This is a genomic window from Pantoea leporis, from assembly GCF_028048155.1.
Taxonomy (GTDB): Bacteria; Pseudomonadota; Gammaproteobacteria; order Enterobacterales; family Enterobacteriaceae; genus Pantoea; species Pantoea leporis.
This window is the reverse complement of record NZ_JALMEU010000006.1, coordinates 25800-47603: the sequence shown is the minus strand read 5'-3', so window position 1 is coordinate 47603 and position 21804 is coordinate 25800. Positions and strand designations below refer to the sequence as shown.

The following is a 21804-nucleotide window of genomic DNA, read 5'->3' as shown; positions in this document are numbered from 1 at the left end:
CAGCTAATCAGAAATTAGTGCTGTTGTTCCTGCAGCAGGTGCTGTGGAACCATCACTTCAGCATCGCCACCGTTGTTCTGGTAAACGTTATATTCAACGCCTGCCACGGTTACGGTGCCATTTGCCTGGCTCCAGTTATTCACGTCTTCACCTTCCGGCAGGATGTCTTGCAAGGTCACTTCCTGCGCAGAATCCGAAATCATCAACTGCGTTTTACCGTTGTCGATGAATAACGAGTCATCGCTCATGGACAGAATATCCGACAGTGACATGCTCATCAGCGCTTCGTTGAATGAGTCTGGGAACAGGTCGCCTGGATCGATAGGCTCTGGTGGTGTAACGTCGACGTTCACATCGAACGATTCTTCACCGGCCACTTCATTACCCGCCGCGTCACGGTAACCGAAGGAGATATGGTAGCTACCTTCAGCCAGTTCTTTGGTATCCAGTGTCCATTTGCCGTTGGTCACCACCGCGCTGCCGATGATTTCGGTACGCGCTGCATCGCCATAGACCACTACCACGGCGCCATTTTCTTTACCGGTACCGTTCAGCTTCATGACCTGACCGTTGATATCAGGAACAATCGGACGGGTGTAGCCATCAACGTCAACGAACGTACCACCGGTGTAAGTACCAGCCTGTGGCGCAGTCAGATCCACATCAAAGTTGATGCCGTCATTGATCGGGCCTTTCACACCAGAAGCGCTGACAGGTTGAACGCGGATATTGTGCGCACCTTCCGTCAGAGCAGGCAGATCAAAACTCCATTTCCCATCAACCACGGTTGCTGAACCGATCTGCTTATCGCCATCATAGATAATGACTTTAGAGCCGTTTTCACCGGTACCGCGCACGGTTGGCGATTTATCATCAGTAACGCCGCCATCGAGGATCTGACCGGTGATGACACCTACGTCATCCCACAATTCAAAGTCCTTGATTTCGCCCGGCATTTTGGTATCGATAATCAGTTCAATTGGATCGGAACGATCGGAGGTGTTGCCCGCCGGATCGGTAATTTCAACCACCACGTCGTACTCACCATCACCGATTGGATCGGTTGGGGTGACGGTCCAATCACCTTTCTCGTCGACTACGCCGCTACCAATGACCTGCTCTTTTCCGTCTTTATCAATGATGATGATTTCCACAACGTCGCCCGGCGTAGCACCGCCACCGGTGAACTCCGGCTGGGTTTCGTCGGTTGGCGTGCCTGGCTGGATGATGCCCTGCTCATCACCGGTGTTATCGATAATGCCCGGAGCAACCGGTTTTTCAGGTGCGGTCAAATCCACCACGATGGTGACCGGATCTGAGAAGTCTGAACTTTTGCCGGTTTTTGGATCTTCGATTTTGATCTTCAGCTCATGCGAACCTTCTTCAAGTGGATCAAGCTCGATTTCCCATTTGCCATCTTTGCCTACGGTAGCTGAACCAATGACTTTGTCTTTATCGTAAACATAAACAATTTCACCCTCTTCACCTGAACCGCGCAGCACTGGGGTGTCATCGTTGGTTGCATCACCGCTCACCAGCGGACGCTCTTCTGCACCATTGTTGGCGACGATCTCTTCGATCTGTGCCGGAGGCAGCGTTTGGGTATCAACAATCACAATGAACTCTTCTGATGGAGCAGAAGCAGCACCACCTTTGGAGACGGAATCTACGCGCAGTGCATGTTTGCCCTCGGCGACATCCAGTTCGTAAACCCATTCACCACGTGAGTTGGCAATAACGGTTGCAACTACTTTTTCGCCATCCCAGATACGTACAATGGAGCCGGCATCCGCTTTACCCGACAGCGATAGGGTGGTGTCGTCAGTGGTGTCGCCTGATTTCAGCTCACCGGTTACGCGGCCTACGTCATCGTAAACACCTTCCAGTGAAGGCGCTTCAGGTGCAGTAGCATCCAGTTTCAGGATGAAGTTGTCTGATTTCGGACTCATACGACCGTAGCGATCCTGATACGCCACGTTGAAGATATAGGTGTCATCCGTGGTCAGTTCCGGTGTGAAGGTCCAACGACCATCGCCACCTGCTGTCACGCTGCCGATCGGTGCTGAATCCGCACCGTAAATGAAGACCAGCGAGCCTGGTTTAGCCACGCCAGACAGCGTTGGGTTTTTATCGTCGGTGTATTGACCCGAAGTTAAGTGGTCAACATTCCCTTCATCGTCAATGACGCGCAGGATTTGCGGCGCTTCAGGTGCTTCGGCTTCAACATGCAGAATGACTTGAGTTGGAGCACCCCAGTTATGAGCGGTGTCACGAACGCGATGCTGATAGAAATAGGTGCCATCTGGCAACTCATCAGATTTGAATTTCCATTCACCTTTATCATTTGCACGAATGACATACACTTCATTGTTCAAGGTAATTTGAATTTCCGCATTCGCTTCACCTGTACCGGATTGCTCAATGTAGTTCTTTTTGGTATACGCCTCCCAGCCATTTTTGAATGTGCCGAAATCTTGCGTGCCAACTACTGGCTCTTCGGATTGCTGCAACTCAGTAGTTGGGCCTTCGGCTTTCACCACCGCACCCGCTTCAACCACGACCACGAATGGCTCAGAGGCTGGGCTTTCATGTTTGCCGGCATCTTTTGCCACTACGGTCAGGCTATGTTCGCCATCAGCCAATTCTGGAGTGATGGTCCATGCACCCATGCTATTGGTTTTGACTGACGCAATCGGATCTTTTCCGCCGTTGTCATACAGGTAAACGATCGAGTTTGGCTCCGCAACACCTGAAATGACAGGTTTGTGTTCATCGGTGATTTCGCCCGGGTTCAAATTACCTTTATTGCTGCCAGTGTTGTCTACCACACGCCAGATTTCCGGCGCTTCTGGGGCTTGGGTATCCAGATTAACAATATAGGAATTTGAATTTGCTGGTGAGCGGTTACCCGCTTTATCGATGGTGATCAACTGCACGGTATGTAAGCCTTCGTCCCAGCCCGCTGGCGGTGTGAAAGACCACTTACCATTTTCATCGATAGGTGCTTTGTAAACCACACCATCAATAAGAATTTCAACACGACCACCGGCATCTTTGAGATCGACTTGTATATCTTTCCAACCAAAATTTCTGTCGGTAATAGTACTGATTTTCATTTCTTTAATTTCATTAATACTGTTATTCGCCATGAATATATTCCTTTAAATATTTAGATTCGTGTTCCGGTTCCCTCCCGGAACGCAAGCATTCTCGACCAGTTAGTGAAATAACCAACACAGGACATGTCTTAATTAATGGTCTTTTAACGAAATCACTAATAAAAACCGGTGGCCGAAAAAAAATGGTCTAAATTTTAAAAAATCAGACCATTGGTTAATTTTCAGAAAGTGATAAAACTATTTATTCTCCACACTGATAATTACACGACGTTCGCCTTGATAGCATGCTTTTTGCTGCTTCAGCGAGCCGGTGCACTGCGCCGTGACCTGACTTTCACCCATACTTTGCGAATGAATATGCTCGCTCGCGAGCCCGTTATTAACCAATAATTTCTTGATTGCATCCGCGCGGCGTTGGCCTAACTTGATGTTGCTTTCCTCCTCCCCAATCGGATCGGTAAAGCCGGTGACTATAATGCGCTGTTCGGCTTTATTTTTGCTTTTCAACAAGGTCGCAAATTGTTGAATGGCGCTGTGACCCTGAGCGGAGATATCGGCACTGCTCGCACTACCAAAATTAAACAACAAATCCGATGAAAACTCATAATTATCATAAGACTGTGTAGTTCCAGGCTGGCACGGCACCACCGCTGACGCGCGGGAAAGCAAGTGAGTTTGCTGGCGTGTTCCTACTAATTGCTGCTGAGCCTGTTCGCTACCCATCACCAGAGGACGGCCAGAACCGTCAAGGCTGGCAATAATATAATAGGTTTTGCCCGCCGCCAGATTATCGCGCCATGGCTGTTGCTGCTTGCCCTGATAACCCGGCGCATCATCGATATAGCTCCCCAATGAATGTACACCCGGTTTCAGGCAAAACACCGTGTAGCCACCGGTTAATAATGCCGTATGGAATTCGCCATCAACATAGATGTGTGCTGCTTTGTTATTATTATCGTCTGTAGCACGATAATAAACGATGCGGGTTTGCTCTGAGGCCGCTGCAGGCATGGATTGCCAGGCTTTGCCAAAATTAGATTGCGCTTGGAGCGTTGCGCTGATGGACAATGACGCAAGCACCGTGGCAATAGCATATTTTTTAAGTTTCATTATAACTCCAGAAACAGGCGCCAGACGACGCCTGTTTTTATTCTATTAATCGCAATGATGTGATAATTATTCAGATAAATAATGAATATCTAAATCCTTCAAAGCTGTAATATCGAGAGACATCACGCCGTCCACTGCAGAACTCTTAATATCCGCATCAAAAATCGTATTACTTAAAATGCTTTCATCAATATTATTGAGTAATGCAGATTCTTCCTGCGCTTCATTGAATAACGTGTCACCGTTTGCCGAGAGCAGCTCAGATAATTCAACATGGCTGAGTAGATCAGGGAAGAGATCGCCCGGATCAATGGGTTCTGGTGGAATCGTATCGATCTCAACTTCGAAAGCTTCAGTTTTGGCTGTTACTACGCCCTCAGCATTTTTAAATGCCGCTTCAATCTTGTAAACATCATCAGATAACTCTGGCGTGGCGATACTCCACTTCCCGTTCTCATCTACGACAGAGGAGAGGTAATAATGGTTATTGCTTCCACTGAGCCAGATATAAACGATATCGCCCGCGTTGCCGGATCCACCCACAAAAATCGTTGAATCATTCACCGCATCGCCGTTAGCAATAGGCTGTTTACCGATGAAATACTTTTCGCCGTTATCCAACATTTCATCACGATACACGTCGTCAACCGCGCCAGTTACCGGTACATCGGGATTCGGAATCACTTCCTTGCCGGGATCAATAGGGTTATTCGGATCGTTAATTTCGATAATGACTTTTTCTGAAGGCGCAGATTCATTACCTGCTGGATCCATTTCAATAATCTGGAATTCGTGATCGCCATTACCAATGGCTTTTTCTGGGGTGAATTGCCACTTTCCTTCGTCGTCGACAACGGTGCTGCCGATAACCTGTCCGTTATCAATGATTTTAATGATGTCGCCTTTTTCACCGACGCCAGAGAAGGTTGGCGTGCTGTCTTGCGTTTCGCCACCATTTTCAATCAACTTACCTTCATCATCAGCGATGGCACCAATGCCTTTATTTTCTGGTGCTACGGTATCAACCTCGATAATCCAGGCTTCGGAAGGTAGCGATTTATTCCCGACTTCATCCACGACGACGATGCTGAAATCATGTTTACCCTCTGACAGCGTCGGGCTGGTGTAGGTCCAGTTACCCTCGCTGTCTACTTTGGCAGTGCCCAGCAACTGGCCATCTTTCCAGATTTCAACGGTAGCGCCCGCTTCGGCTTTACCCGCCAGCGTCGGCGTGTTGTCTTTGGTGATGCCATCTTTAACGATCTCTTTCGGCGGATTCACGCTGTCGTCCACCATGCTACCAATGGTGCCCTTGGCAGGGGCGGTCAGATCGATAACGAAGCTCCAGGCCTCGCTTGAATCGCCTACTACGCCACTTTCATTGCGTTCACGTGTGGTGATGCTGTGGCTACCGGCGCCCAATGCTTTACCAGGTGTAAAGGACCATGTGCCGTTTTCACCAACCGTGGTTTCACCAATTTTTGTGCTGCCATCCCAAATTTCAATGACATTCCCTTTGGTGCCCGTGCCGTTCAGTGTCGGCGTGGTGTCGTCGGTACGGCCGCCTTTCGCGATCAATCCGGTAATGCTGCCCACGTCGTCATACAGGCCGTTAACTACAGGGACGTTTACATTGCCGCCGCCGCTGTCGCCGCCACCTTTACCGCCGCCATCACCGCCGCCATCACCGCCCTTCCCGTTGTCCCCACCATTTTGATCGCTGCTGCCGTTTTCGTGAGCGTTTTTATCCTGATACTGCTCTTTGGCTGCCACGTAGCCCAGGCCGGCGGCCGCAGCGATAGCCGCCAATCCGCCTAAAGCAATCAACGCCGGGGACCATTCAAATCCCGAGGCCAGCATGAAACCAGAATCGGTATCAACCGTGCTCTCTCCAAGCGCTAATGCGGTGGTTTCGCCATCAGCCAATGCGGCAGCATCGTGATCGGCATCACCATCGGTAGCGACGTATTCATGCATGGCGCCATCTTCAGCTTTACCAACTAAAGCACCTGATTTAGCGAAAAAATCTTCGATAATCAGATCCGGTTCGCTGGCGTCGGATCCTTCCAGCATCACCAGCAAATCTTTCCCGACACGCTTAACGGTAATGTTTTCTGGTGCAACGCCGTCATTACCCTGGGTCAGCAAATATTTGCCGTTGGTAATAGCCTGAACTTTTGCAGCTTTACCGTCTTTACCTACACGCAATGCTTCCGCTTTCGTTATTGTTTTTTTATCAATAACCGCAACACTCACGGGCGAAACGTTCATGTTTAATCCCTTCCGTACATTAGATTTTGATTGTGCGATTGCGTACAAGCGCAACAATCTCCCTGGCTTAACCCACCTGTGCGGGCTCAAAGTGAGCGACATAATCGGGAAAGAGAGATTTCCGAGACATAAGAAACGTCCCGTTAGGAAAGAAAAAATTTCCCAACATTGACAGAAAAGTTATTAGTTAATTAACTATATGAATTAAAGCGTTTTTATGAATAAAGATATGAAGATGAAGGGTAAATAATCGAGCAGGAACAAGACTATAACAGATGATTTTCCTGAATTTTTTCGCGTAAAAAACTCAGAAAACAGGTAATGCGCGAGGTAAGGGATTGATTGCAATAATAGACCGCGTGGATGGGTAAACGCTGTTCACGGGTTTCCGTTGCCAAAACCTGTACCAAACGCCCACTCTCGCGATCTTCACGGCTGACAAAATCGGATAAACGTACGATACCTTGCCCAGCTAAAGCCAGTTGACGCAATGTTTCACCACTGGAGGCGGACAGCGTAGGTTTGATGCGCAGGAACTCGCCTTCGCGCTGCCAAACCGGCCAGACGTTGTGTACATCAAGCTGAGTGAACCCCAACAGCTGATGGTTCGCCAGTGCATCAACGTTTTCCGGTACACCAAACTTTTCAAGATAATCCGGGCTGGCTAACAGGCGTATGGCGCTGCTTCCGAGCACACGCGCACGCAGCGTCGAATCGCGCAGTTCGCCGATGCGAATAGCGATATCCGTTTGCTGCTCCAGCAGATCGATCACAATATCGTCGGTGTTTAATTCCAGCTGAATCAGCGGGTAGCGCTGACGAAACTCCGCCACCAGCGGCACAATGACGTGCAGGGTAAAAGGCGTATTGGCATTGACGCGTAAGCGTCCAGAAGGAATGTCCCGGCGCTGCGCGATCAGTTCTTCCGCCTGTTCAACCGACGCCAGAATCTGCCGCGCATGATCGAGAAAAATCAGCCCCTCTTCGGTCAATGCCAGGCGACGCGTGGTGCGATGCATTAAGGTAGTTTGCAGCTTACCTTCCAGCCGGCTAAGCGCACGGCTCACGCCAGAGCTGGTTTGATCTAACTGCTCCGCGGCTGATGTGATTGATCCGGTATCGACCACCGCAACCCAGGCACGTAACTCTTCCAGTGTTATTTTCAAATTCCCATCCTCAAAGATCGAGACCTGTCTTAGCGCGGTTTCTGAAACTTTTGGCTTAAATTACGCCACTTTATTAGCGGCAGGATATCACAATGCGCCATAAACCTCGGGTGGCTAACGATTTACGTCAGCAACAAGCGGTAACCCAGTTGCTGCAGCAAGGGCGACAGGAAGAAGCGTGGCGTAAGATTCGGGCGCACCTGACGCTTGCTCCCTACGATGGCTGGTTCCTTCATGAAGCCGCACGGCTTGCACGGCGCAACGGCGATCTGGATACGGCGCAGCGCTATTATCAGCGGGCGCTAAAACTTGCGCCAACAGATGCGGGATTACTCAACGGTCTTGGCCTAACCCATTATGACGCCGGGTGCTGGAGCGAGGCGGAAGCCTGTTATCAGGCTGCGCTGCAATCACATATGGGCTATGCCGCCTGTCACAATAACTACGCTATTTTGCTGCATAAACAGCAGCGCTATCACCTTGCTTTAAATCAGTATCGATTGGCGCTGCAAAGCCAGCCTGATTATACCGAAGCCCGCTATGGCATAAGTACGTTGCTAGCGCACATGGGCCAGCTACAAGAAGCAGAAAGTCAGATGCAGCAAGTGCTGCAAGTGCGTGACGCCGATCAACGTTGCCGAAATTCGCTCGGCATGGTTCAGCTACAACAAGGCAACTTCGCTGCTGGCTGGTCTAACTATCAGGCGCGTTATGCGCCCGATAATCCCGATCGCTTCTTTACCTTACCGAAACTCCCTATTCGCTACTGGCAAGGAGAGGATCTGCGCGGTAAAACGCTGTTGGTAAGGACCGAGCAAGGCATGGGGGACGAAATTCAGTTTTGTCGTTATCTCACACGCGTTAAAACTGAAAAACATGCGGTAAAAGTAATCATGCTGGGTAACAAGTCCTTAAAATCATTGATGGTTACGCTGCCGCACCTCGATAATTATCTGACACGGGAAGATGTACAACACACGTTGCCGCCGGCAGATTACTGGTGCTCTCTACTGGATTTACCGCAGCACTTCCTCAACTCAACACAGCCCTTTAGCGCGCATCATCCCTATCTGTTTAGCTCTGCAGAACAACAGGCGAGGTGGCCGATTAAGGGGAACGGGAAAAAAATTGGTATCGTATGGAAAGGCGCCAGCGGGCATAAGAATGATAGCCAACGATCGCTTGCGCACCTTTCACAGTTTGCACCTTTATTTGACCTGCCTGATATCAACTGGATTAGCTTGCAAAAAGGTGCAGGTGAAGAGGAAATCGCTGACTTCCCACACATACAGCCGCTTGGTGCCCAATTCACTGATTATCAGGATACCGCCGCGGTCATTTCACAACTGGATTTGGTGATTGGTGTAGATACGTCGGTGATCCACTTAGCAGGGGCGATGGGGATACCTTGCTGGGTATTACTTCCCGCCTGGGCGCGAGACTGGCGCTGGTTGGAAAATCGCGATGAATCGCCGTGGTATCCGCAAATGAGATTGTTTGGGCGCGGGCAGGATGAAGAGTGGAGCACGGTTATTACGCGGATTAAACAGGCATTACAGCAGCAATAAAACAGGGACGCCGCGGCGTCCCTGTTTTTTTACACTTCGAGGTCGGCTAAATCGCCTTTCTCTTGCAGCCAGTTGCGGCGGTCTTCCGAGCGTTTCTTCGCCAGCAGCATGTCCATCACGCGTAGGGTTTGATCGACATCCTCATCGCTGATCGTCAATTGCACCAGACGACGCGTATTAGGATCAAGCGTGGTTTCGCGCAGCTGCAGCGGGTTCATTTCACCCAAGCCCTTAAAACGCTGCACATTCGGCTTACCTTTCTTGCGCTTCAACTGGTCCAGCACGCCCTCTTTCTCATCTTCATCCAGGGCATAATAGACTTCTTTGCCGAGATCGATGCGATACAGCGGCGGCATCGCCACATAAACATGGCCGTGTTGCACCAACGTACGGAAATGCTTCACAAACAGCGCGCACAGCAGCGTGGCAATGTGCAGACCATCGGAGTCCGCATCCGCGAGGATACAGATTTTGCCGTAACGCAGTTGGCTCAGATCTTCGCTGTCAGGATCGATACCGATCGCCACTGAAATATCATGCACTTCCTGTGAGGCCAACACTTCGTCCGAAGAGACTTCCCAGGTATTGAGGATCTTACCTTTCAGCGGCATGATCGCCTGATAATCACGATCGCGCGCTTGCTTGGCGGATCCGCCCGCAGAATCCCCTTCGACGAGGAACAGCTCGGTTTTGTTCAAATCTTGTGCGGTGCAGTCAGCCAGTTTGCCCGGCAGCGCCGGGCCGCTGGTGAGTTTTTTACGCACTACTTTCTTCGCGGCGCGCATGCGGCGCTGCGCGCTGGAGATTGCCAGCTCGGCCAGCATTTCAGCCGCCTGCACGTTTTGATTCAGCCACAGGCTGAAGGCATCTTTGACCACCGCGGAGACGAATGCCGCACACTGACGCGACGACAGGCGCTCTTTAGTCTGCCCGGCAAACTGTGGATCTTGCATCTTCACCGACAGCACGTACGCACAGCGATCCCAGATATCTTCTGCCGACAGCTTCACGCCGCGCGGCAGAATATTGCGGTATTCGCAAAACTCGCGCATGGCATCCAACAAGCCCTGACGCAAACCGTTGACGTGCGTGCCGCCTTGCATGGTTGGGATCAGGTTAACGTAGCTTTCTGTTAGCAGCTCTCCGCCTTCCGGCAGCCACAGCAGCGCCCAATCCACTGCTTCCACATCGCCTGCAAAACTGCCTACAAAGGGTTTTTCCGGCAGCGTGGGTAAGCCGTCAACCGCTTCACACAGGTAATCGGTCAGGCCATCCTGATACATCCAGGTTTGTTCGGTGTCGTTGACCTTGTCTTTAAAAACAATTTCAACGCCCGGACACAGCACGGCTTTGGCTTTTAACAGATGTGATAAACGAGAAACCGAGAAACGCGGGCTATCAAAGAAGCTTTCATCTGGCCAGAAGTGCACGCTGGTACCGGTATTGCGTTTACCGACGGTGCCGGTAACCGTAAGATCCTGCACCTTGTCGCCATTTTCGAAGGCAATCTGGTAGATTTCGCCGTTACGTCGCACGGTAACTTCCACACGCTTCGACAAGGCGTTAACCACCGAGATCCCGACGCCGTGCAAGCCGCCTGAGAACTGATAGTTTTTGTTGGAGAATTTGCCGCCCGCATGCAGGCGACAAAGAATCAGCTCAACCGCTGGCACGCCTTCTTCCGGATGGATATCCACTGGCATGCCACGACCATCATCAATAACTTCCAGCGACTGGTCGGCATGAAGAATGACTTCCACGCGTTTAGCGTGACCGGCCAGCGCCTCATCGACGCTGTTATCGATCACCTCCTGGCCCAGGTGGTTCGGGCGCGTGGTATCGGTGTACATCCCCGGACGACGACGCACCGGTTCAAGGCCGGTCAGGACCTCAATGGCATCGGCATTATAGCTTGATTGGCTCATCGTAAATGTCTGATTAGCAATAGGAAAATGGCCCCACTTCGCAAGGTCACTGGGCGTTTAATCCCAGAAAATCAACGATCTGTGCGAAATGGCGTTCGAATCCGATATAGGCATGATTGCCGCCCTCTTCAACCGTCTGGCGGCATGCGCTGTAATACTCCAGCGCCTGGCGATAATCGAGTATTTCATCGCCGGTTTGTTGCAGCAGCCAGAGTAAATCGGGCGCTTCAAGAGGGTCAATCTGCATTACTTTCAGATCGTAAATGTGGCGAGACTCTAACACATATTGCTGGCCGGTGTAGGGATTACGGTTTTCGCCGAGGTAATCCACTAACAGCTCAAACGGCCGTACGGCGGGATTAACCACCACCGCTGGCAACATAAAACACTGCGACAGCCAGGTAGCAAAATAGCCGCCCAGCGACGATCCCACCAATCCCAGCGGTTCACCGGCATATTGCATCACCAGATCTTCCAGCATGCTGGCGGCTTCAGACGGAAACGTCGGTAGTTGTGGCACCATCACATTGATATGCGGATGCTGTTCGTTGAGCCACTGCTGCAGCTGCGTGGCTTTCGCCGATTGCGGGGAACTGTTGAAGCCATGCAGATAGATCAGCGCCGCCATTGCTTAGTAGCCCTCGGAATCAAGATCGGGGCGGAACATGTCACTTTGCAGGCGGTTCACTTCAGTCTGCAGCGTGCCGTCGGGCTGCAAGGTAAACCAACGCCAGCCCGGCGCCAGCGTATCAATGGTGAAGTTAGTGCAATGCGGTTTGAACTGGACGCAGGTTGATGGTGAAGCCATTACGCGGCGACCATGCCAGTCGAGATCGAGTTCCTGATGAATATGGCCGCACACCAGATTGCGTGCGCGCGGGAAGTGCTGCAGTACCGCTTCCAGCTGATGCGGATTGCGCAAGCTGTGCTGATCTAACCAGGTACATCCGGAAGCCAGCGGGTGATGATGCAGAAGTACCAAAGTGTGGCGTTCTGGGTACTTGCTAAGTGCGGAGTGTAGCCACTCCAGCTGATATTCACTCAACATGCCGTGTGGCACACCAAATACCTGGCTATCGAGCAGCACCAGTTGCCAGTGATCGCCCAAAAGAACGTGCTTGTCAGATTTGATGCCCGCGTCGGCCAGCGTATCCACCATTGCCGGCTGAAAATCGTGATTTCCCGGCAACCAGACGCAAGGTTTTGGCAGACGATTAATGCCTGCTACAAAGTGTTGGTAAGCTTCGACGGTGTGATCCTGAGCGAGATCGCCAGTGGCGATAATCAGATCATACTGACGCTGTTGTACTTCAATAGCATCCAGTACCGCATCAAAACTCGACCAGGTATTTACCCCAAGCAGCGATTGATGTTTTCCGGCGAAAAGATGGGTATCCGTGATTTGTAAAATCCTGATATCAGACCCATCTTGCGCAGGAAGAGTTAGCAGGCTATCCAAAGCGTTTCCTTAATCTCCACGCCATCGTTGCGTTTTTTACGCTATCAGCAAACCGGTACTGCCACAGCGCCGTGCGCTAAGCAGTAACGCAACCAATCCGCAAGGAACTGGTTAATCTGATGTTTTTCATCGCGCTGATGCAGTTTTTTATTAGGATAATCATAGCGCGCTTTAAATCGGTAGATCTGTTTAGTGGAACACACTTCAGCGACCATCGCATCATGGTAGAGCCGCACCGACATAGAAGGCAGGCTCCAGTAACTCACTGCGGGCGCCACCTGACGCACTTCCACCAGCGTGGTGTAACGCGTCGATTCTTCGATGGTGAGCTGATAGCTGGCGCCATTCACCTGATAAATCACCGATGCGCCTGCCTCGTCATTACGCGGCAGCAGGCGACGCAGCTGGGCGAAATTGGTTTCGCACAGGCGCATCATTTCGGGAAAGTCAGGGGTATAGCGCTGTTTCATTTTAGCTTCCACTCTTGTCGTAGTTTTTCATGGTGCAACGCCAGCCATTGCAAGGCGATGACAGATGCCGCGTTATCAATAATCCCCTCTTCCACCCAGCGATAAGCTTGTTCGCGGCTCACCACATGGACAAGAATATCCTCATTCTCTTCCTCCAGCCCGTGATTTCCCTCTGCCAGGCTGGCATCCACTTCGCCCACCAGCACCGATAAACGTTCAGACGTTCCGCCAGGGCTGGCTAAGTAATTCACTATCGGTTTGACGCGGCCAACCTTAAGGCCCGCCTCTTCTACCGCCTCACGTCGTGCGACATCTTCTGGTGTTTCGCCAGGTTCGATGATGCCAGCCACCATTTCCAGCAGCCAGGGCGTTGAGCTGGAATCGAAAGCGGGTATGCGGATCTGTTCGATCAGTACCACTTCATCACGCAAGGGATCATAGGGTAGCAGCACGGCGGCGTGTCCGCGCTCAAAAACTTCGCGCACCACTTCACCACTCATTTCGCCATTAAAACGACGGTGGCGGAAACGGTAGCTGACGATGGAAAAAAAACCATCGTAACGCGTTTCGCGTGCAATAATTTCTACATCGTTTTTTGTGAAAGTCACAGGGGATTTTTTTTCACTCGCCATCGTCTGATTCCTTATGCAGATTGGGATGGAGCAAAGAAAAGCCAAGTCTACCGCTCCGTCCGAGTGGTTCTTTTTGAATTATTTACGTAAATTAGGGGAAGAAGGCACGTTCAGCCAACTTATCTCTGACGCCGCCTCTGTAGAATCGGCGATTATTTTTTTGGCTTACCTGCAGCACTACCAGTGCATTTTGCTGCAACAAAAGGAATGCAAATGAAAAAACTGCTCCCACTTTTTATTGGGCTGACTCTGGGCGGATTCAGCCTTGCCAGCCAGGCAGAAAACCTGTTGCAGGTCTATCAGCAGGCGCGCCTTAGCAACCCCGATCTGCGATCTTCAGCCGCTAACCGCGACGCTGCATTTGAGAAAATCAATGAAGCGCGTAGTCCTTTATTGCCACAGTTAGGCTTGGGCGCAGATTACACTTATAACAATGGCTACCGTGACAGTAGCGGACTTCATTCCAACACGACCAGCGCCTCTCTGCAATTAACTCAAACTATTTTCGATATGTCGAAATGGCGTGCGCTGTCGCTGCAGGAAAAACAGGCTGGTATTCAAGATGTTACCTATCAGGTTGCTCAGCAAGACCTGATTCTTAACACGGCGACTGCCTATTTTAACGTGTTAAAGGCAATCGACACGCTTTCTTACACCGAAGCACAGAAACAATCTATCTATCGCGAACTGGATCAAACCACTCAGCGCTTTAACGTGGGCTTGGTCGCGATTACTGACGTGCAAAACGCCCGTGCACAGTATGACACCGTGCTGGCTAACGAAGTGACCGCACGTAACAACCTCGATAATGCGGTGGAATCGCTGCGTCAGATTACCGGCATGGATTATCTGTCGCTGGCTTCATTGAATATCGATCGTTTCAAAACCGCGCGTCCAGATGCTGTGGCCAGCCTGCTGAAAGAAGCGGAAAGCCGCAACCTGACCTTGCTGTCTGCGCGTCTGAGCCAGGATCTGGCGCGTGAACAGATTCGTTCAGCCGAAACCGGCCACATGCCAACGCTGGATTTGACCGCCTCAACCGGTATGTCGAATAGCAAATATGGCGGCAGTCGCGCCAATCAGAGCGCTGGCAGCACCGATTCCATCACAGGTTCTAACCAGGTTGGCTTGAGCTTCACCATGCCACTTTACAGCGGCGGCTCGGTCACCTCGCAGGTGAAACAAGCGCAGTACAACTATGTCGCGGCCAGCGAACAGCTGGAAGGCGCACATCGTAGTGCGGTTCAGACGGTACGTTCATCATTCAATAACGTGAATGCCTCTATCAGCAGCATTGATGCTTATAAGCAGGCCGTTGTCTCTGCACAAAGTTCACTGGATGCGATGGAAGCCGGGTATCAGGTCGGTACGCGTACCATCGTTGATGTGCTGGATGCGACCACCACGCTGTTCAATGCTAAACAGCAGCTTTCTGATGCGCGTTATAGCTATCTGATCAACCAGCTGAATATCAAATATGCGCTGGGTACGCTGAACGAACAGGATCTGCAGCAGCTGAACAGCACGCTGGGCAAAGAGATCACCACGACACCTGAAGTGGTGGCGCCGGAGAATAACCAGCAGGCCGCGCGTGTGGATAACGGTCCGAAAGCTTCATCGCCTTCAGCCGCCGCACAAGCCCGTCCAGCTGCCGCACGCAGCAGCGGAAATCCATTCGGTAATTAATTCCCCAGGGGGCCGTATGCGGCCCCTTTCGCATTCAATCGTATAGCTACGTAAAGATCCTTTCCCCATCTGGCTTCGCGCTTCATTTTCCACCGCTCATCCCCTATCCTTACCCCACCTTTGGGCACAGGATGAAAATAATGAAACGGACGAAAAATATTCGCCATGCCGCTTTTCGTAAAAGCTGGCAGGCACGCCACTTAACGCCAGTCGCCTTTGCCGTTAGCGCAGTGTTTATGCTGGCAGGCTGCGAGCAGAGTGACGAAACGGTGTCGCTCTATCAAAACGCGGATGATTGCGCCAAAGCCAATCCAGGCCAGAGCGCGCAATGTACCACTGCGTATAACAACGCACAGAAAGAAGCCGAACGTACCGCGCCAAAATACGCTACACGCGAAGATTGTGTGGCTGAGTTTGGTGAAAACCAATGCCAGCAAACGCCTGCACAAGCGGGTGTGGGCACCACCGCAAACAATGCTGAAGCTCAGCAAAGCGGTAGCTTCTGGATGCCGTTGATGGCCGGTTACATGATGGGACGTATGATGAGCGGCGGCGCAGGGTTTGCCCAGCAGCCCCTGTTCTCGCCAAAAAATCCGAACAGCCCGGCAAACGGTAAATTTGTTGATGCTTCGGGTAAAAACTACGGTAATGCCACATCGGGCCGCACCATCAACGTGCCGAAAACAGCAATGGCGCCGAAACCCGCGACCACTTCCACCATTACGCGTGGCGGCTTTGGTGACAGCGTGGCAAAACAAAACACCATGCAGCGCAGCAGTGCTTCTGGTACCGGCAGCCGCTCACTGGGAGGCTAAGCCGCAGCATGCAACGTATTGCAATCCCCGAACGTCCAGACTGGCGTGAAAAAGCCGCGGAATATGGTTTCCAATTTCACACCATGTATGGCGAACCTTACTGGTGTGAAGATGCGTACTACCAATTCACGCTAGCGCAGGTTGAACAGCTTGAGGATACCACCGCCGAATTGCACCAGATGTGTTTGCAGGCGGTGGAAAAAGTGGTGAACAGTGACGAGCTGCTCACCCGTTTCTGTATTCCTAAGCACACCTGGGACTTTGTGCGTGATTCCTGGAAGTTGCGCCAGCCTTCGCTCTATTCGCGCCTCGATCTGGCATGGGATGGCAAAGGTGACGCTAAGCTGCTGGAAAACAACGCGGATACACCAACCTCGCTGTATGAAGCCGCCTTCTTTCAGTGGATTTGGCTGGAAGACCAGGCTAAAGCGGGCAACCTGCCACAGGGCAGCGACCAGTTCAACAGCCTGCAAGAGAAGCTGATTGAGCGCTTCGCCACGCTGCATCAGCAGTTCGGTTTCAACTGGCTGCACTTCTCCTGCTGCCGTGATACCGAGGAAGATCGCGCCACGGTGCAATATCTGCAGGACTGCGCCACTGAAGCCGGCTTGCCGAGCGAGTTTCTCTATATTGACGAGATTGGATTGGGTGAAAGAGGCCAGTTTACCGACGTAAACGATCAGGTCATCAGCAATCTGTTTAAGCTCTATCCGTGGGAATTCATGCTGCGCGAAGTGTTTTCCACCAAGCTGGCGGATGCGGGCGTGCGTTGGCTGGAGCCGGCCTGGAAAAGCATCATTTCCAATAAAGCGCTGTTACCGCTGCTGTGGGAAATGTTCCCTAATCATCCCAATTTGCTGCCCGCTTACTTTGCCGATGATAAGAACGCGCCGCAGCTGGATAAGTACGTGGTGAAACCGCTGTTTTCGCGCGAAGGTGCCAATATTCGTATCATTGAAAACGGTCAGGAGATCGCCCGCGCCGATGGTCCGTATGGCGAAGAAGGCATGATTATCCAGCAGTTCTATCAGCTACCGAAATTCGGTGATAGCTATACCTTGATCGGTAGCTGGCTGATTGACGATCAACCTGCGGGCATCGGCTTACGCGAAGATCGTGCCTTGATCACGCAGGATCTGTCGCGCTTCTATCCGCATACCTTCATCGAATAAAAGCTGTGCCGCCCGCACTCTTCGGGCGGCCTTGCGCATTAGCCAATCTGCACTGACATCATGCTGATCGCGCCCATCTCCATCCCTTCCACAGGAATACTGATCGCTTCATCAGCGGCACGCGCGCCAAGAATATAGAGCAGCGGTAGATAGTGTTCAGGCGTTGGGTTCGAAAGCTGTGCATCCGGATGCTGCATAAAGTTCACCAATGGGTGATCTGCTGCCTCACCGTGGAAATCCAGATTCTCACGTACAAACTGATTGAAGCTCTCCGCCCACGGATACGCAGTTTCTGCGCCTTGCCAGCGCAGCATACGCAGATTGTGCACCACGTTACCGCTGGCCACGATCATCACATCCTCATCTCGTAATGACGCCAGCTTTTGCCCCAATGCGTAGTGCCATTCAGCAGGTTTAGTGCCGTCGATACTCAGTTGCACCACTGGGATGTCGGCATCGGGATACATTTTTGCAAGCACACCCCAGGAACCATGATCAAAACCCCACTCCTGATCGGCATGAACGGCGATCGGAGCCAGTAAATTCATCACTTGCTGAGCCAGTTCTGGCGATCCCGGCGCGGGATAGCGCACATCAAATAGCGCCTGCGGGAAACCACCAAAATCATGGATAGTGCGCGGATTATTCATCGCCGTCACCGCCGTGCCGCGTGTGTACCAGTGCGCCGAAACCGCGAGAATCGCACGTGGACGCGGCAAGGTTGCGCCCAATTGCTGCCAGGTTTGGGTATAACGATTATCTTCCAGTACGTTCATCGGGCTGCCGTGACCAAGGAACAGCGCAGGCATGCGTGTAGTGCTCATGATTAATCCTTTGACGAAGTGTCGCTTTGTTAACCGCTACGATACGCGCTTTCACCAAGGGATTAACGCTGATAAGCATGATGATCTCTGTCAGAGAATTTGAATGATATAGGGCGGATAAATTCGACACAGGTTAGGTCTTAATATTGCACGCGAGCCTTTTAGATATCAGTGATATAGCCCGCACCTAAGACCGAGCGAGACCAGTCTTGTTACATCCAATCAATCTACTTCTTAAACTCCACTCGGTTTTAGAAAGATGAGTTGGAATTTATGTTAATTCAGGGAGCAATATTGTGCCTGGCGATGAATATCTACCATGAAGCGCGTGGCGAACCGATTAAAGGACAAATAGCCGTTGGTACGGTGACCATGAACCGTGCCAATTGGGATGTCAAAGAGATCTGTCCTGTGGTGTATGCACCTAAGCAGTTCTCCTGGACGTCTCTCAAAAAGCATCCTTATCGTTATCCACCAAATGAAGATAAAAGCTGGCAACGCGCCAGAAAGCTGGCACAGAAGATTGTTGAAGGGGAATTACAGGACGTAACGAAAGGCGCGACCTTTTTCCATGCACATCATGCTAAACCGGCCTGGCGTCATACCTTTCAGCGTACAGTAGTAATTGGCAATCACGTGTTTTACGCCAATCGTTAAAACAAAAAAAAGAGGCCAGATAGATATCTATCCGGCCTCTTTCTTCTGTATTAATTCAGTTAACTGGCGTGACGCGTTTCTCGCTGACGGCGATATGCCACCAAATCTTCAATGGTGACGACCGGCATATCGTGTTGCTTTGCAAACACGATCGCTTCTGGCGCGTGCGCCATGCTGCCATCATCATTGGTCAATTCGCACAATACCCCTGCAGGTTTAAATCCCGCCAGCGTCACCAGATCGATAGTCGCTTCGGTGTGTCCACCACGCGACAGAACGCCGCCTTCACGCGCACGCAGCGGAAACACATGGCCCGGACGGTTAAGGTCTGAAGGCTTCGCGCCATCAGCCACCGCAGCGCGAATCGTGGTGATGCGATCGGCAGCAGAAACGCCGGTGGTCACACCGCTTGCAGCTTCAATTGTCACCGTGAAACCGGTGCCGTAAGCGCTGGTGTTAGTTTCCACCATCATTGGCAGCTCAAGCTGCTGACGGCGCTCTTCGGTGATGCAGAGGCACACAATACCGCTGCCGTGACGGATGGTTAATGCCATCTGTTCAACGGTCATGGTTTCTGCCGGGAAGATCATGTCACCTTCGTTTTCACGATTTTCATCGTCGAGCACCATTACACCGCGGCCGTTGCGCAGCGCATCAATGGCGCGCTCTACACGCTGTTCAGGCGTGCCAAATTCAGAAAGAAGCGTCTGATTCATGGTAAAAAAACCTTATAAAATATGAGTTACCAGAACCAGGGCGTGCTTAGGAGTGCGTACAAAACACATGGCAAAAACGTGACGCGGGCAAAGCCCGGCTGATGTCGTTACCCTCTCCCATCCGGACTCTAACCGTCGGCTCCGGAATTACACCGGATCTGCTGACCTCTCACATTACTGTGAGAGCGCTCGCGGGCTTTCAGCGAGAGCTGATTTACCGCCGGTGGGGAATTTCGCCCCGCCCTGAGAATAAGCGAACAAACTATAACGCCAATCATCTGGTCGGGCAATCGACAAAAGTGCAAATGCTTTTGCATTTCCTGCGTTGCGGATTTCAGGTTTAACCTTTTCGTTTCAGGCATTACACTTAATAGCTATTGAGTCCGAACACGCGCAGCTATCGGCCACCGTAACCAGGAAATAATCATGATCGACACGAAAAAAATTGAACAACTGGCTCGCCAGGTACATGAAGCGATGCCGAAAGGGATTCGCGATTTTGGCGATGATGTCGAAAAGAAAATCCGTCAGGTATTGCAGGCGCAGTTGACGCGCATGGACCTGGTTAATCGTGAAGAGTTTGATGTGCAGACGCAGGTACTGCTGCGCACGCGCGAGAAATTAGCTGCGCTGGAACAGCGCCTGGCGAAGTTAGAAAGTGAAAGTCCAGCGGCACCCGCGCCGGCGATCATCACGCCAGATCCCGCTGGGAAAATTGATACTCCGCAGTAAGCTAATGGGCGGGAGTTTTGCTCCCGCCCATTCACACTTAATGACTGCGAATCGTTTTGATGATGTTGCTGGTTGAGATGCCATCTTCGAAGTTTAATACGCGCACGTCACCACCGTTTGCCCACACTTCTTTGCTACCCGCGATATCTTCCGGCTTGTAGTCGCCGCCTTTTACCAGCAGATCTGGCAGCACTCCCGCAATCAGACGCTGTGGCGTATCCTCTTCAAACAGCACCACCCAATCCACCGCTTCCAGCGCACCCAGCACAATCATACGGTTTTCTTGCGGATTGACCGGACGCGTTTCGCCTTTCAGACGCTTCGTCGAGGCATCACTATTAACGGCCACAATCAGACGATCGCCCAGCTTGCGCGCATTCGCCAGATAAGAAACATGGCCAGCGTGCAGGATGTCAAACACGCCGTTGGTCATTACCACTTTCTCACCACGCTGACGCGCCAGCGCAACAGCGGCTTTCAGCTCCGCTTCGGTCATCACACCAAATCCCGTTTCCGGACGGGCGTGAATGGCATTTTCCAGCTCAACAGTGCTGACAGTGGAAGTACCGAGCTTCCCGACGACGACGCCAGCCGCAGCATTCGCCAGGAAACAGGCTTCTTCCAGGCTGTCGCCAGCCGCCAGCACTGCGGCTAGCACGCCAATCACCGTATCGCCCGCACCGGTCACGTCATACACTTCCTGCGCCTGCGTAGGCAGATGCAGCGGCGCTTTGCCCGGCTGCAGCAGCGTCATACCGTTTTCAGAACGGGTTACCAGCAGCGCGGAAAGCTCATAATCAGCGATTAACTGCATGCCACGACTGACAATCTCTTCCACGCTTTTGCATTTACCCACAACCGCTTCGAATTCAGACAAATTCGGCGTCAGCAGCGTTGCACCGCGATAACGTTCAAAATCAGTGCCTTTAGGATCAATCAGTACCGGCACTTTAGCTTCACGCGCTAATTGAATCATGGTCTGCACGCTGTTCAGCGCGCCTTTGGCGTAGTCAGACAGCACCAGCGCACCCGCTTGCGTCAGCGATTGACGCATACGATCGTGAATCGGCTGCGGATCAATCTGCTCAAAACCCTCTTCGAAATCGAGGCGAATCAGCTGTTGATTGCGCGAAAGCACGCGCAATTTGGTGATGGTTGGATGGCTTTGTACCGCCACAAAATCACAGTCGACATTGACCTTTTGCAGGGTTTCGCTCAACACGCGCGCGGCATCATCGGCGCCGGTCAAGCCAATCAGCCGTGATGCTGCACCGAGCGCAGCAATGTTCATGGCGACGTTTGCCGCGCCGCCTGGACGCTCTTCAATGGTATCCACTTTCACCACCGGCACCGGCGCTTCCGGGGAAATACGGCTGGTTGGGCCATACCAATAGCGATCTAACATCACATCGCCGACGACCAGCACAGTGGCCTTGCCAAAAGTGGGCAGTGTTACTTTCATTCAGAGACTCCAACACGGTC

Annotated in this window: 19 protein-coding genes and 1 riboswitch; of the genes, 7 read left to right on the top strand and 12 right to left on the bottom strand. The window is 51.8% G+C overall.

The features are described 5' to 3' along the window. Positions 1-14 precede the first annotated feature (14 nt). The 4 genes from MWH02_RS16020 to MWH02_RS16005 form a co-directional block, all read right to left on the bottom strand. Positions 15-3116: an Ig-like domain-containing protein gene (locus tag MWH02_RS16020; protein ID WP_271461008.1), complete on the bottom strand. Its 3102-nt coding sequence runs from the start codon at positions 3114-3116 to the stop codon at positions 15-17. A gap of 240 nt (positions 3117-3356) precedes the next feature. Further along, positions 3357-4229, bottom strand: a complete 873-nt coding sequence (locus MWH02_RS16015; protein WP_271461007.1) for an OmpA family protein — start codon at positions 4227-4229, stop codon at positions 3357-3359. A 66-nt stretch (positions 4230-4295) separates the two neighbouring features. Then, positions 4296-6500, bottom strand: coding sequence for an Ig-like domain-containing protein (locus tag MWH02_RS16010; protein WP_271461006.1), 2205 nt, complete (start codon positions 6498-6500; stop codon positions 4296-4298). Positions 6501-6766: 266 nt separating this feature from the next. Beyond that, entirely contained in the window at positions 6767-7666 is a 900-nt protein-coding gene (locus tag MWH02_RS16005) for a LysR substrate-binding domain-containing protein (RefSeq protein WP_271461005.1), read from the bottom strand. A gap of 92 nt (positions 7667-7758) precedes the next feature. Here MWH02_RS16005 and MWH02_RS16000 point away from each other — a divergent pair, with 92 nt between their 5' ends. Continuing rightward, positions 7759-9234, top strand: coding sequence for a tetratricopeptide repeat protein (locus MWH02_RS16000; protein ID WP_271461004.1), 1476 nt, complete (start codon positions 7759-7761; stop codon positions 9232-9234). A gap of 29 nt (positions 9235-9263) precedes the next feature. Here the strand turns inward: MWH02_RS16000 and parE are convergent, their stop codons facing one another. Genes parE through nudF form a run of 5 tightly spaced genes read right to left on the bottom strand, consistent with a single transcriptional unit; the run spans position 9264 to position 13720 of the window. After that, positions 9264-11159 carry a DNA topoisomerase IV subunit B gene (gene parE / locus MWH02_RS15995; RefSeq protein ID WP_101762999.1) on the bottom strand — a complete coding sequence of 632 codons (1896 nt, stop codon included), beginning with the start codon at positions 11157-11159 and terminating at the stop codon, positions 9264-9266. Between the two features lie 46 nt (positions 11160-11205). Then, positions 11206-11787 (bottom strand): esterase YqiA, encoded by a 582-nt coding sequence (gene yqiA / locus MWH02_RS15990; protein WP_101762998.1) that lies wholly within the window; start codon positions 11785-11787, stop codon positions 11206-11208. Positions 11788-11790: 3 nt separating this feature from the next. Beyond that, the gene (gene cpdA, locus MWH02_RS15985) at positions 11791-12618 is read right to left on the bottom strand and encodes a 3',5'-cyclic-AMP phosphodiesterase (RefSeq protein WP_271461003.1); all 828 of its coding nucleotides are present in this window, start codon (positions 12616-12618) and stop codon (positions 11791-11793) included. A gap of 44 nt (positions 12619-12662) precedes the next feature. After that, positions 12663-13088 carry a DUF1249 family protein gene (locus tag MWH02_RS15980; RefSeq protein ID WP_008103400.1) on the bottom strand — a complete coding sequence of 142 codons (426 nt, stop codon included), beginning with the start codon at positions 13086-13088 and terminating at the stop codon, positions 12663-12665. Beyond that, entirely contained in the window at positions 13085-13720 is a 636-nt protein-coding gene (gene nudF / locus MWH02_RS15975) for an ADP-ribose diphosphatase (RefSeq protein WP_271461002.1), read from the bottom strand. The genes MWH02_RS15980 and nudF overlap by 4 nt, the downstream gene beginning before the upstream one ends. A 25-nt stretch (positions 13721-13745) precedes the next feature. Between nudF and MWH02_RS15970 the strand changes: the two genes are divergently transcribed. From MWH02_RS15970 to MWH02_RS15955, 4 genes are all read left to right on the top strand, one after another. Beyond that, positions 13746-13937, top strand: coding sequence for a hypothetical protein (locus tag MWH02_RS15970; RefSeq protein WP_225614418.1), 192 nt, complete (start codon positions 13746-13748; stop codon positions 13935-13937). Further along, positions 13934-15406: an outer membrane channel protein TolC gene (gene tolC / locus MWH02_RS15965; protein ID WP_192236273.1), complete on the top strand. Its 1473-nt coding sequence runs from the start codon at positions 13934-13936 to the stop codon at positions 15404-15406. Before MWH02_RS15970 ends, tolC begins: the two co-directional genes overlap by 4 nt. 140 nt (positions 15407-15546) lie before the next feature. Beyond that, on the top strand, positions 15547-16221 hold the full coding sequence (locus MWH02_RS15960) for a DUF1190 family protein (protein ID WP_008103408.1): 675 nt from the start codon (positions 15547-15549) through the stop codon (positions 16219-16221). A gap of 8 nt (positions 16222-16229) precedes the next feature. Beyond that, positions 16230-17393, top strand: coding sequence for a glutathionylspermidine synthase family protein (locus tag MWH02_RS15955; protein WP_271461001.1), 1164 nt, complete (start codon positions 16230-16232; stop codon positions 17391-17393). A gap of 38 nt (positions 17394-17431) precedes the next feature. Here the strand turns inward: MWH02_RS15955 and ygiD are convergent, their stop codons facing one another. After that, entirely contained in the window at positions 17432-18217 is a 786-nt protein-coding gene (gene ygiD / locus MWH02_RS15950; protein ID WP_210081100.1) for a 4,5-DOPA-extradiol-dioxygenase, read from the bottom strand. A 273-nt stretch (positions 18218-18490) separates the two neighbouring features. Here ygiD and MWH02_RS15945 point away from each other — a divergent pair, with 273 nt between their 5' ends. Further along, positions 18491-18874: a cell wall hydrolase gene (locus MWH02_RS15945; RefSeq protein ID WP_101762992.1), complete on the top strand. Its 384-nt coding sequence runs from the start codon at positions 18491-18493 to the stop codon at positions 18872-18874. A 59-nt stretch (positions 18875-18933) separates the two neighbouring features. Here the strand turns inward: MWH02_RS15945 and ribB are convergent, their stop codons facing one another. Continuing rightward, positions 18934-19590 (bottom strand): 3,4-dihydroxy-2-butanone-4-phosphate synthase, encoded by a 657-nt coding sequence (ribB, locus tag MWH02_RS15940; RefSeq protein WP_008103416.1) that lies wholly within the window; start codon positions 19588-19590, stop codon positions 18934-18936. Positions 19591-19695: 105 nt separating this feature from the next. After that, positions 19696-19845, bottom strand: a riboswitch (FMN riboswitch). Between the two features lie 171 nt (positions 19846-20016). Between ribB and ubiK the strand changes: the two genes are divergently transcribed. Further along, positions 20017-20322 (top strand): ubiquinone biosynthesis accessory factor UbiK, encoded by a 306-nt coding sequence (gene ubiK, locus MWH02_RS15935; RefSeq protein ID WP_008103418.1) that lies wholly within the window; start codon positions 20017-20019, stop codon positions 20320-20322. A gap of 37 nt (positions 20323-20359) precedes the next feature. Here the strand turns inward: ubiK and hldE are convergent, their stop codons facing one another. Then, the gene (gene hldE, locus MWH02_RS15930; RefSeq protein ID WP_210081099.1) at positions 20360-21784 is read right to left on the bottom strand and encodes a bifunctional D-glycero-beta-D-manno-heptose-7-phosphate kinase/D-glycero-beta-D-manno-heptose 1-phosphate adenylyltransferase HldE; all 1425 of its coding nucleotides are present in this window, start codon (positions 21782-21784) and stop codon (positions 20360-20362) included. Positions 21785-21804 lie beyond the last annotated feature (20 nt).